This window comes from Streptomyces sp. NPDC056600 (genome assembly GCF_042792855.1).
Taxonomy (GTDB): domain Bacteria; phylum Actinomycetota; class Actinomycetes; order Streptomycetales; family Streptomycetaceae; genus Streptomyces.
This window is the reverse complement of the sequence record NZ_JBHTVQ010000012.1, coordinates 99,153-120,418: the sequence shown is the minus strand read 5'-3', so window position 1 is coordinate 120,418 and position 21,266 is coordinate 99,153. Positions and strand designations below refer to the sequence as shown.

The window sequence follows — 21,266 nt, the reverse complement described above, 5'->3', positions numbered from 1 at the left end:
GAACGGCCCCGCCGCTGTCCGCGGCGGGGCCGTTCTCGTCGTGCCGGAGCGTGCCGGAGCACTACCGCAGGAAGCCGAGGTCGCCCTCCGCGGCCGGGGCCTCCGCGTCGTCCGTCGGACGGCCCGGGCGGGGGTCGGCCGTCGTCTCGTCGTCGGTCGGCCGGCCCGGCTCGGAGGGCTGCTCCGTGGTGGGCGTCTCGGTCGGCGTCTCGGTGACCGTCTCGCTCGGGGTCGGGGACGGGGTCTCGGTCGGCGTCTCGCTCGGGGTGGGCGAGGGCGTCGCGGTCGGCGTGGGGGCGACCGCCGCGCCCTGGTCGGTGCGCAGGTCGAACCGCGCGGAGCCGTCGGTCACGCCGAAGGTGTAGTCGGCCCAGATCTGCGCCGGGTAGCCGCCGCCGTTGATCCGTCCCTTGCCCGGGATGAGTCCGGTGGCCCCGCTGAGCGACGTGTGCTCGTTGGTCTTCGGGTCCTCGCCGAACAGGCCGACCGAAGTGACCAGGTCCGGGGTGTAGCCGACGAACCAGGCCGACCGGTTGCCGTCGGAGGTGCCCGTCTTGCCCGCCACCTGCTGGCCGGCGCGCGCCGGGTTGTCCCGCACCGAGGTGCGGGCGGTGCCGTCGTCGACCACGCCGGTCAGGACCGAGGTGACGGTGTCGGCGGTGTTGCGGGTGAGGACCCGCTCGCCGACGGCGTCGGGCATCTCCACCGTGGTGCCGCCCTGCTCCGCCTTCTTGACCAGGGTCGGGGTGACCTCCAGGCCGTGGCGGGCGAGCGTCGCGTAGGCCCCGGCCATCTCCAGCGGGCTCGCGCCCATGGAGCCCAGCGTGTACGCGGGCAGCGGCTTGAGCTTCTCGGTGTTCATGCCCACCCGGCCGGCGGTCTCCAGCACCTCGTCCATGCCGACGTCCACGCCCATCTGGGCGAACACGGAGTTGACCGACTTGTTCATCGCGGTCTGCACGGGGATGTCGCCGTAGTCGACGTCGTCCTCGTTCGGCGGCGCGAAGGCGATGTCGCTGCCGACGACGGGCCGCTTGCTGGTGCCGTCGTAGATCGTGTTGGCGGTGATCTGCTGGGCGTCCTGGGTGGTCGCGCCCCGCTCCAGCGCCGCCGCGAAGATCATCGGCTTGAAGGTCGACGCGGGCTGGTAGTCGGTGCGGGTGGCGTTGCTGAAGTAGTGCTCCAGGTAGTCCTGGCCGCCGTAGAGCGCCACGATCCGTCCGGTCCTCGGGTCCACGGAGACCGCGCCGGCCTGGACGGCGGCGTCGACCTTGCGCTCCTTGGGGTCCAGCTTGCCGGTGAGCTGCCGCTTGACGGCCTTCTCCAGCGCCTGCTGCTTCTTGGGGTCGACGTTGAGCGTGACGTCCCAGCCCTGGCCCTCGACCTTGGCCTCGGCCTCGGCGGCGGAGATGCCCTCGGTCGCCATCAGCTGCCGCTGGAGCTCCTTGTTGGCCAGCTGCACCAGGTAGCCGGACTGGCCCTGGAGGCCGGCCGCGGGGCGCGGCTCCTTGGGCACCGGGAACTTCATGCCCGCGCGGTCGGAGGCGCCGAGCCACTTCATCTCGACCATGTTGTCGAGCGTGTAGTTCCAGCGGTCCTCGGCGAGCCGCTTGCCGGTCTTGGAGGCGATCGCCCAGTCGTACTGGTTGGGCGCCTGCAGCAGCGCGGCGAGGTAGGCGCCCTGCCGGACGGTGAGGTCCTTGGCGTCGACGCGGTAGTAGGCCTGGGCGGCGGCCTGGATGCCGTAGGCGCCGCGGCCGTAGTAGCTGGTGTTGAGGTACCCGGCGAGGATCTCGTCCTTGCTCATCTGCCGGTCCACCTTCAGCGCGATGACGACCTCCCGCATCTTGCGGGTGACGGTCTGGTCCTGCGTGAGGTAGTAGTTCTTCACGTACTGCTGGGTGATCGTCGAGCCGCCCTGCTTGCCCTTGCCCTGCGCGGTGTTCAGCAGACCGCGCAGGGTGCCCTTGATGTCGACGCCGGGGTCCTTGTAGAAGGTCTTGTTCTCGGCGGCGACGAAGGCGTGCTGGACCGGCTCGGGCACCACGTCGATGTCGACGACGTCCCGGTTGACCTCGCCGCGCTGGGCGAGGACCTTGCCGTTGCTGTAGCGGTAGACGTTGCTCTGGCTCTCCGCCAGGGCGTTGCCCTCGTCCGGGACGTCCACCAGCAGGTACAGGGCTATCAGGGAGCCGATGCCGAGCAGGCAGACGCCGAGGAACGTGCCGAGCAGCTTCCGCCAGGTGAAGAACCTGCGTATGCCCCGTGGTCGGCGCGCACGTCGTAGATCAGCTCGCCCCATGGTCCTCTTTCGCCCCGCTTCGCGTCGTTCGTCGTCCTGGCCCCGGCGGTCCCCGGTGGCACGGCCAGTCCCGAAAGGTACCCCGCACCCTGTGACAAAGGGGTGTCGATCCGGTCTTTTGGGGACGTGAGAATCAGCACCCGAATCTTTCAACTTCCACCGTTCCTGACGTCCCATGTGGCCGAACGGTTGCCCCGGCGGGGCCGGGGAGGGTTTCCCGACGGTGAAAAAGTGATATCACTTAGATAGAACATCAGCCGTCGCCGTTCGGCGACGCATTCACGAAACGGGGGCTCCCATGTCCGATCCCGCCGGTCACGGCACTCCTCCTCCCGCCTCGCCGTCGTTCGGCTCGGTCGACGTGCCCGACATGCCCCGGCCCGGCGTCCGGGAGTTCCCGGCCCGCTCGCTCGGCGGCGGCCTGGCGCTGCTGCTGGGTCTGCTCGGCGTGCTGGTCGCGGCCGGCCTGGGCTACCTGGGCGCCGAGAGCGCCTCCGGCGGCGCCCAGGCCGCGCTGATCGTGGTCGCGCTGCTGCTGGCCCTGCTCTCGCTGGCCGCGATGGCCGGGCTGAACATGGTCGCCCCCGGCGAGGCGCGGGTCGTCCAGCTCTTCGGCCGCTACCGCGGCACGGTCCGTGAGGACGGCCTGCGCTGGGTGAACCCGCTCACCACCCGCTCCCGGATCTCCACCCGGGTGCGCAACCACGAGACCGCCGTCCTCAAGGTCAACGACGCCTACGGCAACCCGATCGAGCTCGCCGCCGTGGTCGTCTGGCGGGTCGAGGACACCGCGCAGGCCCGGTTCGAGGTGGACGACTTCCTGGAGTTCGTCTCCACGCAGACCGAGGCGGCCGTCCGGCACATCGCGATCGAGTACCCCTACGACGCGCACGGCGAGAACGAGCTCTCGCTGCGCGGCAACGCCGAGGAGATCACCGAGAAGCTGGCCCTGGAGCTGCACGCGCGGGTCGAGGCGGCGGGCGTCCAGATCATCGAGTCCCGCTTCACGCACCTCGCCTACGCGCCGGAGATCGCCTCCGCGATGCTCCAGCGGCAGCAGGCCGGCGCGGTGGTCGCGGCCCGGCGGCAGATCGTCGACGGCGCGGTCGGCATGGTCGAGTCGGCGCTCGCCCGGATCGCCGAGCAGGACATCGTGGAGCTCGACGAGGAGCGCAAGGCCGCGATGGTCTCCAACCTGATGGTCGTCCTGTGCGGCCACGGCTCCGTGCAGCCGGTGCTCAACACGGGGACCCTGTACCAGTGAGCGAAGGCGACGACGAGCGTCCGCCGGAGCCGCCCGGAGCCGCCCCCGAGGAGTCCGGCTCCGGGGACCGGCCTCCGGCGCGGCGCCGGCGGACCGCCGAGCGCAAGCAGGTCCTGCTGCGGCTCGACCCGCTGGTGCACGACGCGCTGGCGCGGTGGGCGGGCGAGGAGCTGCGGTCCGCCAACGCACAGATCGAGTTCCTGCTGCGCCGCGCGCTGGCGGAGGCGGGCCGGCTGCCGAAGGGCGCCGGACCGATGCCCCGGCGGGGGCGGCCGCGCGGGGAGTGACCGCGGCCGCCGCCGTCCGGGGCGGCGGTCAGAGGCCGTGCTCGCGCACGACGCGGCGGGTCTGGGCGAAGAGCATGCCGACGTTGACCGCCTTGCGGCAGACGACGACGGCGACCACGTCCTGCTGCTCGGTCATCCTCACGAACAGATGGGTGAGGTTGTCGCTGTTGACCAGGATCTCCTGGAAGAAGTGGTTGTCGCTCTGGACTCCGCGGCGCTCCTTGAAGATGTCCTCGATCATCACCACGGTGCGGCCCTGGAAGAGGTCCAGGGTGGCGCCGGCCAGCAGGTCCAGGACCTCCGGCGGGTGGTTGTCGATGGTCTCGTAGGCCAGCAGCATGCCGGTCGCCATGTCGACGACGCCGGACGCGACGCATTCGGGTGCCTCGTTGCGCAGGGTCTTGACCAGGCCCATCACCTGGTCCGAGAAGCCTGCCGTCATTCTGGTGGTCATGCTGTTCCGTCACATCCTCGCGCTGGTGGAATGGCTGGTGCGGGTGGTGCCGGTGAGGATCGACTCGATCCGGTCGACGGCGGGCAGCACCGCCGCGTTCAGGCGGTCGACGTCCACCCCCTCGTCCCCGAGCACGACCATCAGGGCCGTGTCCCCCACGGCGTAGAAGGCCGCGCAGCCGTGGCTGCCGTAGGTCACCGTGCGGCGGAGCACGCCGCGGTCGGTGGCGTCGGTGGTGCGGCGGGCGAGGCCGAGGCCCGCGGCCGCGAGGGCGGCGAGGCCCTCCGGCTCGATCGACGCGGCGGTGTCCGCCGCGATCAGCAGTCCGTCGGCGGCGGCCACCGCCGTGTCGGTGATGCCGGTCACCTGCCGGCGCAGGTCCTGCATCTCCCTGGCCAACGCCTCGTGGTCCATGCCCGCTCCCCTTGTCCCCGTTGCCGGTGGTCGTCGTCTCGCGTCTCGTCATCGCGGGGGTTCGTCACCCATGCGGAAGAACCCCTTCCAGCCCGTCCCGCGGGCGCCGCGGCCCATGGCCTCGGTGATCCCGCTGGCCCCGGGCCTGCGCCGCGGCAGCCCCTGGGACGGGGCCGCGGGGTCCGCCCGGGCGCGCACCCCCGACGGCTCGGTGACCGGCGCCAGCGTCACCACGCCCTGCCACCCGGGCCCGCCGCCGTCCCCGTCGCCCTCCCCCGGGGTCCCGCCGCCGCCGCCCACCGGTCCCGGGGCCCACGGTGGCCCGGCCGTGCCCTCGCCGCCCGGACCGGGCTGCCTCGCGTCGCCCGTCGCACCGGCGGCCGTGGGGGATCCGCCGGGGCCCGGGCCCGAAGCCGCGACCGGGGCGAGGTCCGTGGACGGGACCGGAGCGACACCCGCGGACGGCGCCGGGGCGACGCCCGCGGGCGCGACCGGGGCGGCACCCGTGGGCGGCAACTGGACGCGGGGCAGGACGCCCAGGCCGGGGAGGGGCCCGACGCGGACCGGGGCCGGGCCGCCGGGGCAGTGCAGGAGGCGTTCCTCGAGGAGGCGGGCCACCTCCACGGTGACCACGAAGACCCCGCGGCCCAGCCGGAAGGCCAGGTCCCGCGCGGTGCTGCGGCCGTCGGCGGCGGCCAGGACCTCACGACGCAGCGGGGTGAGGAGCCGTTCGCGCAGGGCCGCCTCGACCCCGGCCGTCACCGCCGGGGTCTCGCGTTCGGGGCGGACCGGACAGGCCATGCCGTCCAGGGCGGTCAGCTTGCGCACCGCCTCCTGGAGCAGCCGGCCGGCCGTCTCCCCCACCCCCACCGGAGCCACCGGCTCCGCCGCGCCCTCCCCACGGGCGTACCGCTCGCACTCCTCCACCCGCCCCGCCACCATCGCGAACGCCGCGTCCTGCAGCGCCAGCATGCAGACCACCCGCAGCTGGGCCGCCCCCACGCATCCGTCCGCGACGAGCTCGTCCTCCGGCCAGCGCCGTCCGCCGGAGCTGCGCACCAGCTCCGTCCAGCGCTCGCCGGTGATCCGGCCGGACCGCAGCAGCAGCGCCTCCGGGCCGGGCGCACCGGGGCTCTCCACCCCGACGACCAGTCCGCCGCGCAGGTGGAAGCTGCCGCCGGGCCTGCCCTGCACCCGCAGCTCCCCGGTGAACTCCTCGCGTCCGCACCCCGCGAGGGACCGGGAGAGCCGCTCGTAGCCGGCCCGGTCGAGCGATCCGCGCGCGCCGCCGTCCAGCACCCCGTCCAGAACGCCCGTCATCACACCCCCGACCCGATCCGCCGTCGCACATCTGCCTGACACGTCGCCCTGAGGGGGCAATGTCTACAGCGGCCCGGCGCGTACCGGCCGCATGCGACCGAAGCTGTCGCCAGGTGACGCGAGATGACCGCTCACGCCAGTCGAGACCCGTCATGCTTCGCTCATCCGACCGATCGAGGACCGGAAACTTCACACCACCCCCACGGCACACCGGCGCCCCGAAATCCGTGAGTTGGCCTATTTCCGGAAACGCCCCCGTCTGTGCCACGATCACGGGGAACGTCCACCCCCGCGCAAGGGAGAGCCCGTGCTCACTGTCGGTGACAAGTTCCCTGAATTCGAACTCACCGCCTGCGTCTCGCTGGAGAAGGGCAGGGAGTTCCAGCGGATCGACCACAAGACCTACGAGGGTCAGTGGAAGGTCGTCTTCTCCTACCCGAAGGACTTCACCTTCGTCTGCCCGACCGAGATCGCCGCCTTCGCCCGGCTGAACGAGGAGTTCACCGACCGCGACGCCGTGGTGCTCGGCTTCTCCGGCGACTCGGAGTTCGTCCACCACGCCTGGCGCAAGGACCACCCCGACCTGCGCGAACTGCCCTTCCCGCTGCTCGCCGACCCCCGGCACGAGCTGATGCGGGCGCTCGGCATCGAGGACGAGGACGGGTACGCGCAGCGGGCGGTCTTCGTCGTCGACCCCCACAACGACATCCAGTTCACGATGGTGACCGCCGGCTCCGTGGGCCGGAATCCGCAGGAGGTGCTCCGCGTGCTGGACGCCCTGCAGACCGACGAGCTCTGCCCCTGCAACTGGAACAAGGGCGAGGCCACCCTTGACGCGGACGCCCTGCTGGCGGGTGTGTGACCGATGGCGCTCGCGGAACTGAAGTCGGCCATACCGGACTACGCCAAGGACCTGCGGCTCAACCTGGGCACGGTGATCGGCAACTCGCTGCTGCCCGCCCAGGCGTTGTGGGGGACGGTGCTGGCCTGCGCCATCGCCTCGCGCTCACCGCTCGTGCTGCGTGAGCTGGAGCCGGAGGCGCGGGAGAACCTGAAGCCGGAGGCCTACCGGGCGGCGAAGACGGCCGCGGCCATCATGGCCATGAACAACGTCTTCTACCGCACCCGGCACCTGCTCTCCGATCCGGAGTACGGCTCGCTGCGCGCCGGGCTGCGGATGAACGTCCTCGGCGACCCCGGCGTGGACCGGGCGGACTTCGAGCTGTGGGCGTTCGCGGTGTCCGCGGTGAACGCCTGCGGCGCGTGCCTGGACTCGCACGAGCACAAGCTCCGCGAGGCGGGGGTCTCCCGCGAGGTGGTGCAGGAAGCGACCAAGATCGCGGCGGTCCTCCAGGCGGTGGCCGTCACGCTCGACGCCGAGGCCGTGATGTCGTCCTCCTGACGCCTCCCCCGCGCGGGCGGGACACATGCGTGAGGGGTGGACGCCGCACGGCACCCACCCCTCACCCGTTCCCAGCCGTCAGGCCCTGCCGTAGTCCCCGGTCAGGGAGCCACCGTCGACCCGGCGGACGGTCCGCTCGCCCGGTGGGCGTGCCGGTGCAGGTACGAGACGACCGTGTTCAGCACGGCGACCAGCGGGACGGCCACCACCGCGCCGCCGATGCCGGCGATCATGCCGCCGGCGGACACGGAGAGCACCACGGCCAGCGGATGCACCCGCACCGCGCGGCCGAGGATGAACGGCTGAAGGATGTGGCCCTCGATCTGCTGCACCGCCAGCACCACCAGCAGCGTCATCACCGCGACGAACACGCCCTGGGTCACCAGGGCGACCAGCACCGCCAGCGCCCCGGAGACGAAGGCGCCGACCAGCGGGATGAAGGCGAAGAGGAAGATGACGACGGCCAGCGGCACCGCCATCGGCACGTCGAGGAAGTAGATGCCCAGGCCGATGAAGACGGCGTCGATCAGCGCCACCACCACGGTGCCCCGCACGTAGGCGGTGAGCGTCCGCCAGGCCATCGGGCCGGCGCCCGCGACGCCCGAACGGGCCGCCGCCGGGACCAGCTTCAGCGTCCAGCCCCAGATCTTCCGGCCGTCGTGCAGCAGGAACAGCGTGCAGAAGATCATCAGCAGCAGCATGGTGAGCGCCTCGACGACCACCGTGACGCCCTCGAGGCCGGCCGAGGTGAGGGACTCGGTGTTGGAGCCGACCGCCTCGCGGAGGTTCTCCGCGATGCCGTTGATCTGGTCCTCGGTCACGTGGAACGGGGAGTTGAGCAGCCACCGCCGCAGGTCGTCGATGCCGCCCTGGACCTGCTGGGAGAGGTTGTCGGCGTTCTCCATGATCTGCCAGGTCACGAACCAGCCCATCAGGCCCAGCACCGCGAAGCCGAACACGGCGGTGAGCGCGGTGGCGGCGCCGCGCGGCAGCCCGTTGCGGATCAGGCGGGCGGCGAGCGGCTGGAGCAGCGCGGTGACCAGCAGGGCGCCGGCGAAGGAGAGCACGATCAGCCGGACGGAGCTGATCACCCGCATCAGCACCCAGACGGTGCCGGCCAGGACGAGCAGCCGCCAGCCGGCCTCGGCGGCCACGCGCAGGCCCCACGGCACCACCTGGGCCGGGTCGGGCCGCACCACGACCTGCTGCACGACGATCGGCTCGTGCTCGGACTCGTTGCCCTCGTCGCGGCGGACCTCGGCCCGCCGCTCCTCCCACCGCTTGCCCGCGGCGTTGAGTCCGGCGCCGAGCCGGCCCGCCCAGTCAGGAAGTCGCGCCATGGTCGTCCTCTGCCCCCGTCTCTCCCCGTCACTCCGGGCGTGTCAGCTTGATGTGGACGACCGTACATGGCCGCAGCCCCCCACCGTAGGACGGTGAAGGGCTGCCACACGAACGCGCGGTGACCCGGGAGCGAAGCCCCCGGGTCACCGCGGTACGGGTCCGGTCAGTACCAGTGGTTGGCCTGCCAGAAGTCCCAGGCGCCGCAGGGGCTGCCGTAGCGGGACTCCATGTAGTTCAGGCCCCACTTGATCTGGGTGGCCGGGTTGGTCTGCCAGTCGGCGCCCGCCGTGGCCAGCTTCGAGGCCGGAAGCGCCTGGAAGAGACCGTAGGCGCCGGAGGACGCGTTGACCGCCTTGTAGTTCCAGCCCGACTCGTGGGAGACGATGTTGCTGAAGCACTGCCACTGGTCGGCGGCGACCATCTGGCGGGCCATCGCCTGGACCTGGGCCGTCGTGTAGGAGGACTGCACCGCGAAGTCGGCGGCGTCGGCCTTCTCGCGGGCGGCGCGGTCGGCCTTCTTCTGCTCGGCCTCGCGCTCGGCGGCCGCCTTCTTGGCGACGGCCTGCTTGGCCGCCGCCACGCGGGCCTCCGCCTCGGCGCCCTTGCGGGCCTCGTAGTCGGCGGCGATCGCCTGTGCGTCGGCCTGGGCCTCCAGGTGCGCGACCTGGACGTCGGCCTGCTGGCCGGCCGGGATGTCCGCGAGGAGCAGCGTGGCGCCCTCGGCGGCTGCCTGTGCGTCGTTCGGCTGGGCGGTGCTGCCCGTCGCGACGCCGACCACGCTTCCGACTGCGGTGACCGCCGTGGCCGAAGCCACCGCGAATCCCCGGACCGAGATCCGGCTCACACGATTTCCTTCCAGCATCGCCCGCATCGGTGACCCTGGCGGACGCGTTCGTGCCCCTGGCGCTGGCCTCCCAACAGCGGGTCACGGAGGCGCGGGCCCGGTGGGCGACTCCCTTGCGGGAGCGCCGTGTACAGCTCGGGCGGCATGCGGCTGCGCTATGCAGTTGGCCTTGATGCTCATGGGGGGCGGTACCGCTGGGGGTACCGATGAGCCGCATGCGGGGCCTGACAGAAGGGAGACTCTGCCGTAACGGACACCGCAAGGCAATTCCCAGTGCCGTGTGAAAGCTCACATGGCCCACGCACAGGGGAATTTCACCGATCCGGAGGACGTGCGAACGCCGCCCGGCTAGGCTTTCGTGCCTTTGCCGAACGGCGCTCGACTTCCCTGCTGTGCCGCTCAGTTGGCGGTGATCGGAGGAGTGTCCGGATTACCGGATGACCATGTGCATTTCTCGCGCATCACCCGATATCCATCTTTTCCGGACCGTCACATCGCGCTCTCCTCGAGCATCTCCGTGACCAGCGCGGCGATCTGGGACCTTTCGGACCGGTTGAGGGTCACGTGGGCGAAGAGCGGATGGCCCTTCAGGCGCTCGACCACGGCGACGACTCCGTCGTAGCGGCCCACCCTGAGGTTGTCCCGCTGGGCGACGTCGTGGGTGAGCACCACCCGCGAGTTGGCGCCGATCCGGGAGAGCACGGTCAGGAGCACGTTCCGCTCCAGCGACTGCGCCTCGTCGACGATCACGAACGCGTCGTGCAGGGAACGGCCGCGGATGTGCGTGAGCGGCAGGACCTCCAGCATCCCGCGCGAGGTGACCTCCTCGATCACCTCGCGGCCGGTGACCGAGGAGAGCGTGTCGAAGACCGCCTGCGCCCAGGGGTTCATCTTCTCGCTCTCGGATCCCGGCAGGTAGCCGAGGTCCTGCCCGCCCACCGCGTACAGCGGCCGGAAGACCATGATCTTCTTGTGCTGACGCCGCTCCAGCACCGCCTCCAGGCCGGCGCACAGCGCCAGCGCGGACTTGCCGGTGCCGGCCCGGCCGCCCATCGAGACGATCCCGATCTCCGGGTCCAGCAGCAGGTCGAGGGCGATCCGCTGCTCGGCGCTGCGGCCCTTCACCCCGAACGCCTCGCGGTCCCCGCGCACCAGGCGCACGTCGCCGTCGGCGGTCACCCGGCCGAGCGCCTTGCCCCGCTCCGAGGTGACCCTCAGGCCGGTGTGGACCGGGAGGTCGACCGCCTCGGGGACGTGCACCACCCCCTCCTCGAAGAGCAGGTCCACCTGCTCGGCCGAAAGGGTGAGTTCGGACATCCCGGTCCACCCGGAGGAGTCCGTGATGGCAAGCTCGGCGCGGTACTCCTCGGCGAGGAGCCCGACCGACGACGCCTTGATCCTGAGCGGGAGGTCCTTGGAGACGACCGTGACGTCGAATCCCTCGGCCTGGAGGTTCCGGGCCACCGCGAGGATCCGGGAGTCGTTGTCGCCCAGCCGGTAGCCGGAGGGCAGCACGCTTTGATCCGAGTGGTTGAGCTCGACCCTGAGGGTGCCTCCCAGGTCTCCGATCGGGATGGGCGCGTCCAGCCGCCCGTGCTGCACCCGCTGGTCGTCGAGCAGGCGGAGCGCCTGCCGCGCGAAGTACCCCAGCTCGGGATGGTGCCGCTTGGCCTCCAGTTCCGTCACCACCACGACGGGGAGCACGACTTCGTGCTCGTCGAAACGGTGGACGGCGTTGGGATCGGCCAGCAGGACGCTGGTGTCGAGAACGTAGGTGCGCCGGTCGGGCTTGTGGCGCTGTGCGCTGGTCACCACGGAAGGACGTACCCCCTCGGGGAAGGTCGGGGAGCGACGACGGAATGTGGACCGGTCTCGGGCGCCGATGCGCGGGCCGAGAACCGGCCCCCCGCTGCGTCCGTGACTGCCTCGGCGGCACGGTCGGGCTGGTGCAAAGGGCCTCCCGGACGGGCGGCCCCTGTGCCGCCCGCTGAGGTGTGACACCCGTGGTTCGGGCGTCGACCTGCAGGGGTTATGCCCGCCCACGGCCCTCGCCATGCCGTCGCCCCGCCCCGTCGTACGACAACTCCCCCACGCCACCCGCGAGTGTGCGAACTCATCGATGGTGAGGGGGAGTTGGAAAAGCGCGTGATTCCGGCCCCGGCGGAGGGGCCCGGAGGACGTCGAGTTTCAGCCGCCGAACCGGCGGTGCCGGGCCGCGTAGTCGCGCAGCGCGCGCAGGAAGTCGACCTTGCGGAAGGCCGGCCAGAAGACCTCGCAGAAGTAGTACTCGGAGTGCGCGGTCTGCCAGAGCATGAAGCCGGACAGGCGCTGCTCGCCGCTGGTGCGGATCACCAGGTCCGGGTCGGGCTGGTCGCCGGTGTAGAGGTGACGCCCGATGAGGTCGACGTCGAGGGTCTCGGCGACCTCGCCCAGGGTCCGTCCGCGCTCGGACGCCTCCTGGAGCACGGAGCGCACCGCGTCCACGATCTCCTGTCGCCCGCCGTAGCCGATGGCGACGTTGACGAGTATCCCCGTGTTGCCGGCGGTGGCCTCCTCGGCCTCCTTGAGGGTGCGCAGCATCCCGTCGGGGAGACGGTCCGTGGCGCCCACGTGGTGCAGACGCCAGCGGCCGTCGGCGGCGAGGGAGTTCACCACGCCCTCGATGATGCCGAGCAGCGGGACGAGCTCCTCCTGCGGGCGGTCGAGGTTGTCCGTGGAGAGCAGCCAGAGGGTGACGACCTCGACGTCGGTCTCGGCGCACCAGCCGAGGAACTCCTCGATCTTCTCCGCGCCGGCCTGGTGACCCTCGGCGGTGGTGCCGCCGGCCGCCTTCGCCCAGCGCCGGTTTCCGTCCACGATCACGCCGATGTGTTTGGGCACCTGGGCATGGTCGAGGTGGCCCTCTACGCGGCGTGCGTAGACCCTGACGAGCAGGCGGCGAAGGTTGTCGCGCAGCTTCACGTGATTGTCAGCCCCTCCGTGCGGATCCCCCGGGAAGCGTACCCCCGCCCCCTGCGGCGCCCGGCCCGCCCCCTGCGGGGCCGAGGGGCCCGGACGCCGGGACCCGGCGCGGCAAAGAAAACGGGCCGGTCCGTGGGGGGGAGACGGACCGGCCCGAGGGGGGGAGTTCCACCATAACCCTTCGTAAGGGATGGCGCGTACATTGGCGGCAAACAACTACTCTCCGGAGCCGACCGGCGACGCCGCGCGTACCGCATTCCGGGCATATCGATCGCCCTGCTCGCGCGTTCGTGATCGATTCACATCCCGTGGGGCGGATGTCACATTCCATTCCAAGGCACCACTGCCCCCTCACCCCCGTTTCACAGCCCCTCCCCGTCACGGCCCTCCCGCCACGCCCGTCCCCCCGTCCGGGCGAACCCGACACGCCGCGGCTGACGAGGGGAGGGCCGCCGGTCAGAGGCGGAGGCGGGCGAGGAGGGGGAGGTGGTCGCTGGGGGTCGAGGGGAGGGAGGCGACGTGGAGGCTGCGGGGACCGCGGGCGAGGACCTGGTCGATGCGGGCCAGTGGGAAGGCGGCGGGCCAGGTGAAGGAGAGGCCGCCGTGGACGGGGGTGGCGAGGCGGGCGGTCAGGGGGGCGAGCCCGCCGTCGTCGAGGGTGGAGTTGAGGTCGCCGAGGAGGAGGACGCGGGGCAGCGGCTCGGCGTCGATCGCGGCGGCGAGCAGGCGGGCGCTCTCGTCGCGGCGCGCGGAGGTGAACCCGGCGGTCGGCGAGACGCGGACCGAGGGGAGGTGGGCGACGAGGACGGCGAGCTCACCGTGGCGGGGCAGGCGGACGGTGGCGCGCAGGGCCCGCTGCCAGGAGGGGTCCACCCCTGCGGGGCGGATGTCGAGGGGGCGGACGTCGGCGAGCGGGTGGCGGGAGAAGAGGGCGACCGTGCCGGACACGGCGTGATGGGGGTAGCGCTCGCGGAGGACGGCGCGGAGGACGGGCAGGCTGTCGGGCGTCACCTCCTCGAGGGCGATCAGGTCGGGACGGGGAGCGGCGACGGCGCGGGCGGTGGCCGCGGGGTCGGGGTTCACGTCGTTCACGTTGTGCTGGACGACGGTGAGGTCCGTGCGGGGCTCGGCGCGCGGCAGCAGGTGCGGACCGAAGAGCCAGGCCCAGGTGAGGGCGGGCAGCAGCGCGGCGCACAGGGCGACGGGCGTCCGGCGGCGCAGGAGGGTGAACAGCAGGAGCGGCGGCACGGCGAGGCCCAGCCAGGGCAGGAACGTCTCCACGAGGCTGCCGAGCCGCGGCCCCCCGTCGGGCACCGCGGCGTGCCCTGCCAGCAGGGCGGCCACCAGCAGGGCGAGCAGGGCGGGGGCGTGCCGCCGCGCGAGGAGGGTGAGCTTCCGGGGCGGGGTGCGTGCCGGAGTCCGGGGCGGGGGCTGGTGCGGGGTCGGGGCCATGTGGGGGCAGGACGCGGATCGGGGAGGCGTGGTTCCGGGGGCGGGCGGTGCCGGTGCACGGGCGGCCGGGGAGGCGGCGCGTGGGACCTCGGGGGTGGTCAGGGCTGGGGAGGGATTTCCTCGGCCGCCAGTAGTTCGGCCGTCGCGGCCGCGGGGTCGGTGGCCGGTTCGCCGGAAGGCCACCACGCCCCGTCGCGTCGCCGGTACCCGTACCAGCGCCCGTCCCGCCCCAGACGCAGCTGCAGCCCTCGGCCCCCGAAGGTGAAGCGGTTCTCCTCCACGGTGAGCCGCGGCTCCTCGTCCGGTGACCACGCCTCGGCCAGCGCGGTCCGTGCGCGCGCCGTCGTCGCGGGGGCCGGCGTCCAGGGGCGTTCCAGCACGTCCAGCCCGGCCGCGCCTGCCGTGCGCCACGCCTCGGCCAGTTGGTCGACGTCGTGCCCGGTGTCGCGCTCGGCGGCTCGCTCCGTCACCGCCTGCCGCAGCCGCTCCCGTGCCCGTGGGTCCGGGTGGGTGGCGGCCAGGCGCACGGTGTCCTGCCAGGGATCCGGCGGAGGCGGCGGGTCCTCGGGGCCCGCGCCGTTCAGATGGGCCAGCAGCTCGCGCGCCCGTACCGCCGCGTCGGCCACCAGCCGGTCCAGTGGGTCCGCCTCGATCCCGGTGGCCGGCGGTTCCTCCTCCGCCCCGGCCTGCCGCTTCGGCACCGGGGGCAGCGGCGGCAGCGGCGCCGGGGGGCGGGCATAGGCGTCGCGGTTGCTCCGCGGGACCCTGCCGTCGGGCTCCGGCGGGTCGAGGGGGACGGGCTCGACGTCCTCCTCCGCCTCGTCGTCCACCTCCTGCGGGGCCGCCTCTTCCTCGTCCTCTTCTTCCTCCTCCGGGGCCGTCCCGTCGGCCTCGGCGTCCGGGGCCGTCCCGTCGGCCTCCCCCGTCACCTCCGTCATGGCCCGCAGCATCAGCTCGGACTTCAGGTCGTCGAGCACCGCTTCACGGGTCCGCCCGCGCAGCAGCGCCAACAGCCAGGGGTCGTCGTCGAGCAGCCACGCCGTCTGGACGGCCAGCGCCAGCGCGTGGGTGCACGGGTGCTCGGGGGCGTCGCAGCCGCAGTCGGCGTCGAGGTCGCCGTGACCGGGGAGCAGCGGCAGCCCGGCCTCGCCGGCCTCCCCGGCGAGCTCGGCGGGCAGCGTCCCCTCCAGCAGCGCGGCGGCCGACTCCGGCCGGTCGGCGAGGTGTTCGGAGAAGCGGTCCCACGCGGCGTCGTCCAGCACCGGCACGGTGAGCTCCGTGGCGTACGCCGCGTCCCCCGCGTAGCTCTCGGCGCGGACCCGGCCCGGGGCGACGGTGACGGGCCCCAGGCGGCCGGAGCGGGCGAAGGCACGGCCGCGCCGGAGCGGCTCCTCCTCCGGCCAGACGTCCTCCACAGCCACCGTCCACGCCCGCGCCCAGGCGGTGCGGCCGCGGGTGGCCCCGCCGCGGCGGACGGGGAACGCGGGCAGGGTCCGCTCCCCGGCGGATCCGGCCGACGGTGCTGCGGCGTCGTTCATTCGGTGCTCCTCAGCGCGACCAGGTCGGCCAGTTCGTCGTCGGACAGCCGGGCGAGCACCTGCTCCCCGGAGCCGAGGACGGCGTCGGCGAGTTCCTTCTTGGCCTCCAGCAGCGCGGCGATGCGGTCTTCCACCGTGCCCTCGACGATCATCCGGTGCACCTGCACCGGCCGGGTCTGCCCGATGCGGTGCGCGCGGTCGGTGGCCTGCGCCTCCACGGCCGGGTTCCACCAGCGGTCGTAGTGGACGACGTGGTCGGCGCGGGTCAGGTTGAGGCCGGTGCCGGCCGCCTTGAGCGACAGCAGGAAGACCGGCGCCTCGCCGTCCTGGAACCGCCGCACCAGCCGCTCCCGTTCGGCGACCGGGGTGCCGCCGTGGAGCAGCAGCGCGGGGATGCCACGTGCGGCGAGGTGACGTTCCAGGAGGCGGGCCATCGTGACGTACTGGGTGAAGACCAGGGCGGCGCCGTCCTCGGCGAGGATGGTGCCGAGCAGCTCGTCCAGCAGTTCCAGCTTGCCGGAGCGGCCGGTCAGCCGCGCCTCGGCCGGGTCCTCCTTGAGGAACTGGGCCGGGTGGTTGCAGATCTGCTTGAGCGAGGTGAGCAGCCGCAGCACCATCCCGGCCCGGGCGAACGCGCCGTCTCCGCTGCCCTGTTCGCCCGCGGCACGGATCCGCGCCATGGCCCGCTCGACCTGGGCCCGGTACAGCGCGGCCTGTTCGGCGGTCAGCGCTACCGGGCGGTCGGTCTCGGTCTTGGGCGGCAGCTCGGGGGCGATGCCGGGGTCGCTCTTGCGCCGCCGCAGGAGGAACGGGCTGACCAGTGCGGCCAGTTGCTCGGCGGCGGGCAGTTCACCCGGGCCGGCGGCGGCTCGGGCGGCCGCGGCTGCGGTCCCGGGGCGGTCGGAACGGTCGGAGCTGCCGGAGCGGTCGGTGCTGTCGGAGCGAGCGGTGCCGTCGGAGCGATCGGTGCCGTCGGAGCGATCGGTGCTGTTGGAGCGGTCGGATCGATCAGTGCGGTCGGTGCGCCCGCCGCGTTCGGCGTCGATGCGGGCGATCCAGCGGCGGCGGAACCGGGCGTGCCCACCGAGGAGTCCGGGAGTGGTCCGGTCGAGGATGGCCCAGAGCTCGGAGAGGTTGTTCTCCACGGGGGTGCCGGTGAGGGCGATCCGGATGGCGTCGCCGCCGATGCGGCGCAGCGCCTTGGCGGTGGAGGAGTAGGCGTTCTTCACGTGCTGGGCCTCGTCGGCGACGACCAGGTCCCAGTGGACCGCGGCGAGTTGGGCCGCGTCGAGGCGCATGGTGCCGTAGGTGGTGAGGACGAAGCCGTCCTCGACGCCCTCCAGGGTGCGGCCGGGGCCGTGGTGCCGTCGGACCGGGACGCCCGGGGCGAAACGCTTCACCTCGCGTTCCCAGTTGCCGAGCAGAGAGGCGGGACAGACCACCAGGGTGGGTCCGCCAGCCTCCCCGCCCCGATCGCGTCTGAGCAGGTGCAGGGCGATCAGCTGGACGGTCTTGCCCAGGCCCATGTCGTCGGCGAGGCAGCCGCCGAGACCGAGGGAGGTGAGCCGGTGCAGCCAGGTCAGGCCGCGGAGCTGGTAGTCGCGGAGGGTGGCGGTGAGCGCGGCCGGAGGATCGACCAGCTCGGTGTCGTCGCCCCGGCCGGGCGCGGTGAGGCTGCGGGCGATCTCGACGAGCCGTTCGTCGGGCAGCACGGAGACCTCGGCGCCCCGCACCTCCGTCCCGCCGGTCAGCGCGGCGGCCAGCGCCTCGACCGCGGTGAGGGGTCTGAGACCGCCCTTCTCGCGGACGGTGCGGGCGGGCGCGTCGCCGATCAGGAGCCACCGGCCGCGCAGCCGGACGGCGGAGCCGCCCGCCTCCACCACGGCGGTGACCTCGGCGGTCTCCTCCTCGGTGAGCGGGTCGTCGTCCAGGCAGAGCTGCCAGGTCAGCTGCACGGGACCGCCGTGATCGCCGCGTGCGCCGCCGAACAGCGCCCTGGGGTCGGCGCCGCCGTCCTGGCCGGAGCCCACCACCGCGCGTGCGGTGAGGGCGCCGGCCTCGGAGCCGGGCGGGCGGACCACCTCGACGCCGTGCGCGGCCAGCCGGTCGCCGGCGGCGCCGAGGAGTTCACGCAGCTCGCGGGCGGTGAGGTCCAGGGCGCCGGGCACCGGCAGCAGGCGGTCGAGGGGCGGCCACACGTCGGCGGCGCGGCGCAGGGCGCGCACCATGTCCACCTGGGCGGCGGGGCCCAGCGCGTGGTCGGCGCCGGCGAACAGGGCGTCCGCGTCCATGGCGACGGTGGGGTCGGCGAGGCTGTGGGCGCGGGGGACGAGGCGGGTGGTGGGCGCGGCGGGGACGACGACGGGGGCGGGGGTGCTGTCGGTGCTTCGCGTGCTGCCCGTCCTGCCGGAGTCGCCCGTACTGCCGGAGCCGCCCGTACTGCCCGTGATTCCGGCGCCTCCCGGGCCTCCCGGGCCGACGATCTCGATCTGCAGGGAGACGCGGACCCCCGAGTCGACACCGGCGGAGATCTCGTCGGCCCAGGCCCGCAACTGCGGCACGTACTGCGGTTCGGTCGCCGCGAAGGCGGCGCGGCCGGTGGCGACGGGCGCGGCCGGGGTGCGGGGCAGGGTGTCGGCGACGGCGTCCAGGAAGCCGCGGACCAGGGCGGTGACGTCGGAGTCCGGTGCGGCGACGGCCTCCGCGGGGGCGGCTGCCACCAGTTCACGCAGGCGTTCCACGTCCTCGGCGTCGAACGGTCCGGCCCGCCACGTGTCGTAGCCGCCCGGCGAGACCCCCGGCAGCGCACGCTCCCGGGCGAGCAGCCGCAGGGCCAGCGCGAGGACGCCGCCCCAGAAGGCGGTGGCGGGGTGCGGGGCGCCGGGCCCGTCGTCGGCGGTGGTGACGAGGGCGGCGCGGGGAGGGGCGGACGCCGGCCGGGGCGCCGGGGCGGGTACGGCGTCGGAGGCACGGCGGCGGGCGAGGGCGAGCACGGGGATCGCGTCGGCCACGGTGAGCCGCAGCACCGGGACGGTGCGCAGCACGAGGCGGCCGCGGTCGTCCCGCACCACCAGCCGGGCCCACCCCCGCTCCCCCGTCGGGATGCGCGGCGGCCGCGACCCTGCCGGGAGCCGGAACGCGACCCGCCCGGTGCGTGCGGGATCGCCCGGTTCGAAAACCGCTGCACACCGCACCAGCTCCGCCGCCTGGCTCCGCGTCAACCACACCATGCGCACAGTCTCCCTCAGGGTGAACGGCGCGCCCGGCGCGTCGGCATCGACCGTTTCTACTGGATGCTCCAGCGGTGAGGGTGGCCGGGGTCGCCAGGACAGGCGAAGACGTTGAGTTCGCCCCAGCGCCCGAACACCACCTGGGTGGGCGACGCGTGCGGGTGAGGCGGCAGGTCGGCGTCCTCCACCGGCCGCCAGCTGACGGTGCCGTCCCATTCACCGGAGTCCGCGGTGAGCAGCAACTGCATGGGCGCGGCGCACACCTGACAGCCCATGGGGTACGGGTCGGTCGTGTGCCAGGAGGCGTACCCGCCTGCCCGCCATCCGGGTGGCACGGAGAGGTCGTACTGGTAGCGGGGGATGTCGGGCGTCTCGTCGCCGTAGTCGCCGTCCGGTCCGCGGTCGGCCCAGGGCCGCTCGACGGTCTGCTCCTCGGCCTCCTCCTCACGTTCGTCCTCCCAGGCGTCGAGCCGTTCGCACAGTTCCTGGGGGAGGCAGCCGGCGAAGGGGTAGGTGACGACCTGCTCGGGATGCAGGACGCACGGCTCCGGCACGTACCCGTCGAAGCCGACGACCTCGGGCTCCGGCTGGGGGTGGGCCACCTCGGCTCCGGCGGCCTCGGCCGAGCGTCGCCAGTGCACGTGGACCTTCGTCCCGTGACCGGTCCGGCCGTGCGCGTCGAAGGGGCAGGCGAAGAGCTGGAGCAGGTCCGCGCCCTCGGGGCCCGGGCGCAGGTCGGGGACGTCCCGGCGGTAGAGCTGGGCCAGGGCGATCATCGGGACCGGGTGGTCGTCGGGCAGGTCGAGCAGACGGCGCCTGTCCTGCGGGCCGGAGGAAGCGCCGTCGCCCCGGCGGGCACGGCGGACGTCCTGCGTGCGGTACCCGGTGCCACGGTCGTGCGGTTCGGTGCAGACCGGCCACGCCTCGTCCGCCGGCCACAGCAGCGGGCCGCCCACCGAGCTGTCCGCCACGGTGGGCGTGCCGGGGCGGGGGTGCAGCCGGGTGGTGGTGCCCCGGTACGCGGCGAGCTCCGGGAAGACGGCCTCGACGTCCAACGGGCGGGGCGGGGTGGTCCTGGTCATGACCACGACCTTAGTGAGGGGGGTGGGGCCGCGGGGGCCGGTCCCGGGATACCGGACGGGCCTCCGTCACGGCGTCCTTGACCCTGCCCTTGGGTGAGGCCACAGCATCGGTGGCACCGGGCGATGGGCGCCCGGTGGCCGGCGGCCTGTGCGCCGAGAGGCGTGCCGGCCGAAGGAAGGAGGCACCGTGCACCACATCCCGTATCCGCACCGCTCCGAGGAACTGCTGCGGGCGGCGGAGGAGTACCGGCTCGCCCGCGAGGCCGGGGCCCGCGGCAGGATCTCCCGCGCCGCTCCGGCCGCTCGCTCCTGGCCGCCCCGCCTGCGACTCCGCCACCGGCCACCCCGCGCCTGACCGCCGGGGGCGGGGGCCCGCGGCCGGGGGCGGTTGCCGCCCGGGGGCGGTTGCCGCCCGGGGGACACGACCAAGGCGGTCACGGCCGGGGGCGGTCCGGGGCGGTCACGGCCTGGTGGGATCCGGCTGGCGGGGGCGGTGCCCGGGGGCCGTCACTGCCTGGAGGCCGTCACTGCCTGGAGGCCGTCACTGCCTGGAGGCCGTCACTGCCTGGAGGCAACATGGCCCATGAGGGCGCATGGCCCATGGGGCGGTCACTGCCCGGAGGCGGTCATGGCTCGGAGGCGGTCATGGCTCGGAGGCGGTCACTGCCCCGGAGGCGTTCATGGCCTGGTGGGAGCACCCGGCCGGAGGCGCTGTCCTCGATGCCGAGCCCCGCCCCGCCCTCGCTCGGGCGGCGCAGGCGCACCGCACCGCCGAGGGGGCGCAGGGCGTCCCGCCCCGCCGGGGTGGGGCGGGACGCCCCCGGCCTCAGCGGGGGGAGACGACGTTGCCGCCCGCCGTCGTGCCGCCCTGACGCTGCTGGACCAGCGCGTCGCGGATCTCCTGCAGGACCTCGAGCTCGGTGACGGTCACCGGGTCCTCCACCCGCCGCTCCTGCGCCTCCTTGGCCTTGCGGCGGGCCGCCTGGCGGGCCAGCACACGCGACATGGGCAGGACCATCAGGAAGTAGACGACCGCCGCGGTGATCAGGAAGGTCAGCGTGGCGCTGAGCACCAGACCCCACATGATCTCGACGCCCTGCCCCTTCTTCGTGCAGTCCCCCTCGATGCAGACGCTGTACTGCGCGAGATCCATCGTGCCGAAGGCGCCGACGACGGGGTTGATCACACCCTCGACGATCTTGTTCACGATGTTCGTGAACGCGGTGCCGATCACGACCGCCACGGCCAGGTCGATCACGTTGCCCCGCATCAGGAAGGCCTTGAAGCCCTCCAGCACGCTGACCTTCTCCTCGCTCACCCGAGGCCCCTTCCGTACCGAACCGGTCGGCACGCATGCCGCCGTTGAGAAACACAA

18 protein-coding genes are annotated in these 21,266 nt (G+C 73.5%); 5 read left to right on the top strand and 13 right to left on the bottom strand.

From position 1 onward, the window contains the following. Positions 1-61: 61 nt before the first annotated feature. The gene (locus ACFRAV_RS09400) at positions 62-2,479 is read right to left on the bottom strand and encodes a transglycosylase domain-containing protein (protein WP_382553053.1); all 2,418 of its coding nucleotides are present in this window, start codon (positions 2,477-2,479) and stop codon (positions 62-64) included. Positions 2,480-2,600: 121 nt separating this feature from the next. Here ACFRAV_RS09400 and ACFRAV_RS09395 point away from each other — a divergent pair, with 121 nt between their 5' ends. Continuing rightward, a complete protein-coding gene (locus ACFRAV_RS09395; protein WP_382553052.1) occupies positions 2,601-3,566 on the top strand; it encodes an SPFH domain-containing protein in 966 nt (321 codons plus the stop codon). Next, positions 3,563-3,853 (top strand): hypothetical protein, encoded by a 291-nt coding sequence (locus ACFRAV_RS09390; RefSeq protein WP_382553050.1) that lies wholly within the window; start codon positions 3,563-3,565, stop codon positions 3,851-3,853. The genes ACFRAV_RS09395 and ACFRAV_RS09390 overlap by 4 nt, the downstream gene beginning before the upstream one ends. Positions 3,854-3,881: 28 nt before the next feature. On the opposite strand, the gene ACFRAV_RS09385 is transcribed toward ACFRAV_RS09390, so the two are convergent. From ACFRAV_RS09385 to ACFRAV_RS09375, 3 genes are read right to left on the bottom strand one after another with little or no spacing between them, the layout of a single operon-like run. Then, complete coding sequence (locus ACFRAV_RS09385) at positions 3,882-4,295, bottom strand: hypothetical protein (RefSeq protein ID WP_382553068.1); 414 nt, start codon at positions 4,293-4,295, stop codon at positions 3,882-3,884. A gap of 21 nt (positions 4,296-4,316) precedes the next feature. Then, positions 4,317-4,721 (bottom strand): roadblock/LC7 domain-containing protein, encoded by a 405-nt coding sequence (locus ACFRAV_RS09380; RefSeq protein WP_382553048.1) that lies wholly within the window; start codon positions 4,719-4,721, stop codon positions 4,317-4,319. A 48-nt stretch (positions 4,722-4,769) separates the two neighbouring features. Continuing rightward, on the bottom strand, positions 4,770-6,041 hold the full coding sequence (locus tag ACFRAV_RS09375; RefSeq protein WP_382553046.1) for a hypothetical protein: 1,272 nt from the start codon (positions 6,039-6,041) through the stop codon (positions 4,770-4,772). A gap of 307 nt (positions 6,042-6,348) precedes the next feature. On the opposite strand from ACFRAV_RS09375, the gene ACFRAV_RS09370 reads away from it, so the two are divergent. Both ACFRAV_RS09370 and ACFRAV_RS09365 read left to right on the top strand, forming a co-directional pair. Then, positions 6,349-6,903: a peroxiredoxin gene (locus tag ACFRAV_RS09370; RefSeq protein WP_382553044.1), complete on the top strand. Its 555-nt coding sequence runs from the start codon at positions 6,349-6,351 to the stop codon at positions 6,901-6,903. A 3-nt stretch (positions 6,904-6,906) separates the two neighbouring features. Continuing rightward, entirely contained in the window at positions 6,907-7,443 is a 537-nt protein-coding gene (locus ACFRAV_RS09365; protein ID WP_382553041.1) for a carboxymuconolactone decarboxylase family protein, read from the top strand. Between the two features lie 101 nt (positions 7,444-7,544). Here ACFRAV_RS09365 and ACFRAV_RS09360 read toward each other — a convergent pair whose 3' ends face one another. The 8 genes from ACFRAV_RS09360 to ACFRAV_RS09325 all read right to left on the bottom strand — a co-directional run bounded on the left by ACFRAV_RS09360 (position 7,545) and on the right by ACFRAV_RS09325 (position 19,891). Next, positions 7,545-8,783, bottom strand: a complete 1,239-nt coding sequence (locus ACFRAV_RS09360; RefSeq protein ID WP_382553038.1) for an AI-2E family transporter — start codon at positions 8,781-8,783, stop codon at positions 7,545-7,547. Positions 8,784-8,947: 164 nt separating this feature from the next. Beyond that, on the bottom strand, positions 8,948-9,646 hold the full coding sequence (locus tag ACFRAV_RS09355; RefSeq protein WP_351116957.1) for a transglycosylase SLT domain-containing protein: 699 nt from the start codon (positions 9,644-9,646) through the stop codon (positions 8,948-8,950). 471 nt (positions 9,647-10,117) lie between these two features. Continuing rightward, complete coding sequence (locus ACFRAV_RS09350) at positions 10,118-11,443, bottom strand: PhoH family protein (RefSeq protein ID WP_351116959.1); 1,326 nt, start codon at positions 11,441-11,443, stop codon at positions 10,118-10,120. Between the two features lie 372 nt (positions 11,444-11,815). After that, positions 11,816-12,589, bottom strand: coding sequence for an isoprenyl transferase (locus ACFRAV_RS09345; RefSeq protein WP_382553033.1), 774 nt, complete (start codon positions 12,587-12,589; stop codon positions 11,816-11,818). Positions 12,590-13,045: 456 nt separating this feature from the next. Next, entirely contained in the window at positions 13,046-14,041 is a 996-nt protein-coding gene (locus ACFRAV_RS09340; RefSeq protein WP_382553031.1) for an endonuclease/exonuclease/phosphatase family protein, read from the bottom strand. Between the two features lie 98 nt (positions 14,042-14,139). After that, on the bottom strand, positions 14,140-15,579 hold the full coding sequence (locus ACFRAV_RS09335) for a hypothetical protein (RefSeq protein ID WP_382553029.1): 1,440 nt from the start codon (positions 15,577-15,579) through the stop codon (positions 14,140-14,142). Then, entirely contained in the window at positions 15,576-18,809 is a 3,234-nt protein-coding gene (locus ACFRAV_RS09330; protein ID WP_382553027.1) for a DEAD/DEAH box helicase, read from the bottom strand. Before ACFRAV_RS09330 ends, ACFRAV_RS09335 begins: the two co-directional genes overlap by 4 nt. Before the next feature lie 56 nt (positions 18,810-18,865). After that, positions 18,866-19,891 carry a hypothetical protein gene (locus ACFRAV_RS09325; protein WP_382553024.1) on the bottom strand — a complete coding sequence of 342 codons (1,026 nt, stop codon included), beginning with the start codon at positions 19,889-19,891 and terminating at the stop codon, positions 18,866-18,868. A 187-nt stretch (positions 19,892-20,078) separates the two neighbouring features. On the opposite strand from ACFRAV_RS09325, the gene ACFRAV_RS09320 reads away from it, so the two are divergent. Then, the gene (locus ACFRAV_RS09320) at positions 20,079-20,246 is read left to right on the top strand and encodes a hypothetical protein (RefSeq protein ID WP_382553022.1); all 168 of its coding nucleotides are present in this window, start codon (positions 20,079-20,081) and stop codon (positions 20,244-20,246) included. Between the two features lie 471 nt (positions 20,247-20,717). On the opposite strand, the gene mscL is transcribed toward ACFRAV_RS09320, so the two are convergent. Then, a complete protein-coding gene (gene mscL, locus ACFRAV_RS09315; RefSeq protein WP_351116971.1) occupies positions 20,718-21,209 on the bottom strand; it encodes a large conductance mechanosensitive channel protein MscL in 492 nt (163 codons plus the stop codon). Between the last annotated feature and the right edge of the window lie 57 nt (positions 21,210-21,266).

Bases quoted from the DNA above. Each gene is read 5' to 3' on its own strand.
- ACFRAV_RS09400 (WP_382553053.1), bottom strand. From the start codon at position 2,479: ATGGGACGTCAGGAACGGTGGAAGTTGAAAGATTCGGGTGCTGATTCT.
- ACFRAV_RS09395 (WP_382553052.1), top strand. From the start codon at position 2,601: ATGTCCGATCCCGCCGGTCACGGCACTCCTCCTCCCGCCTCGCCGTCG.
- ACFRAV_RS09385 (WP_382553068.1), bottom strand. From the start codon at position 4,295: ATGACGGCAGGCTTCTCGGACCAGGTGATGGGCCTGGTCAAGACCCTG.
- ACFRAV_RS09380 (WP_382553048.1), bottom strand. From the start codon at position 4,721: ATGGACCACGAGGCGTTGGCCAGGGAGATGCAGGACCTGCGCCGGCAG.
- ACFRAV_RS09375 (WP_382553046.1), bottom strand. From the start codon at position 6,041: ATGACGGGCGTTCTGGACGGGGTGCTGGACGGCGGCGCGCGCGGATCG.
- ACFRAV_RS09365 (WP_382553041.1), top strand. From the start codon at position 6,907: ATGGCGCTCGCGGAACTGAAGTCGGCCATACCGGACTACGCCAAGGAC.
- ACFRAV_RS09360 (WP_382553038.1), bottom strand. From the start codon at position 8,783: ATGGCGCGACTTCCTGACTGGGCGGGCCGGCTCGGCGCCGGACTCAAC.
- ACFRAV_RS09355 (WP_351116957.1), bottom strand. From the start codon at position 9,646: ATGCTGGAAGGAAATCGTGTGAGCCGGATCTCGGTCCGGGGATTCGCG.
- ACFRAV_RS09340 (WP_382553031.1), bottom strand. From the start codon at position 14,041: ATGGCCCCGACCCCGCACCAGCCCCCGCCCCGGACTCCGGCACGCACC.
- ACFRAV_RS09335 (WP_382553029.1), bottom strand. From the start codon at position 15,579: ATGAACGACGCCGCAGCACCGTCGGCCGGATCCGCCGGGGAGCGGACC.
- ACFRAV_RS09330 (WP_382553027.1), bottom strand. From the start codon at position 18,809: ATGGTGTGGTTGACGCGGAGCCAGGCGGCGGAGCTGGTGCGGTGTGCA.
- ACFRAV_RS09325 (WP_382553024.1), bottom strand. From the start codon at position 19,891: ATGACCAGGACCACCCCGCCCCGCCCGTTGGACGTCGAGGCCGTCTTC.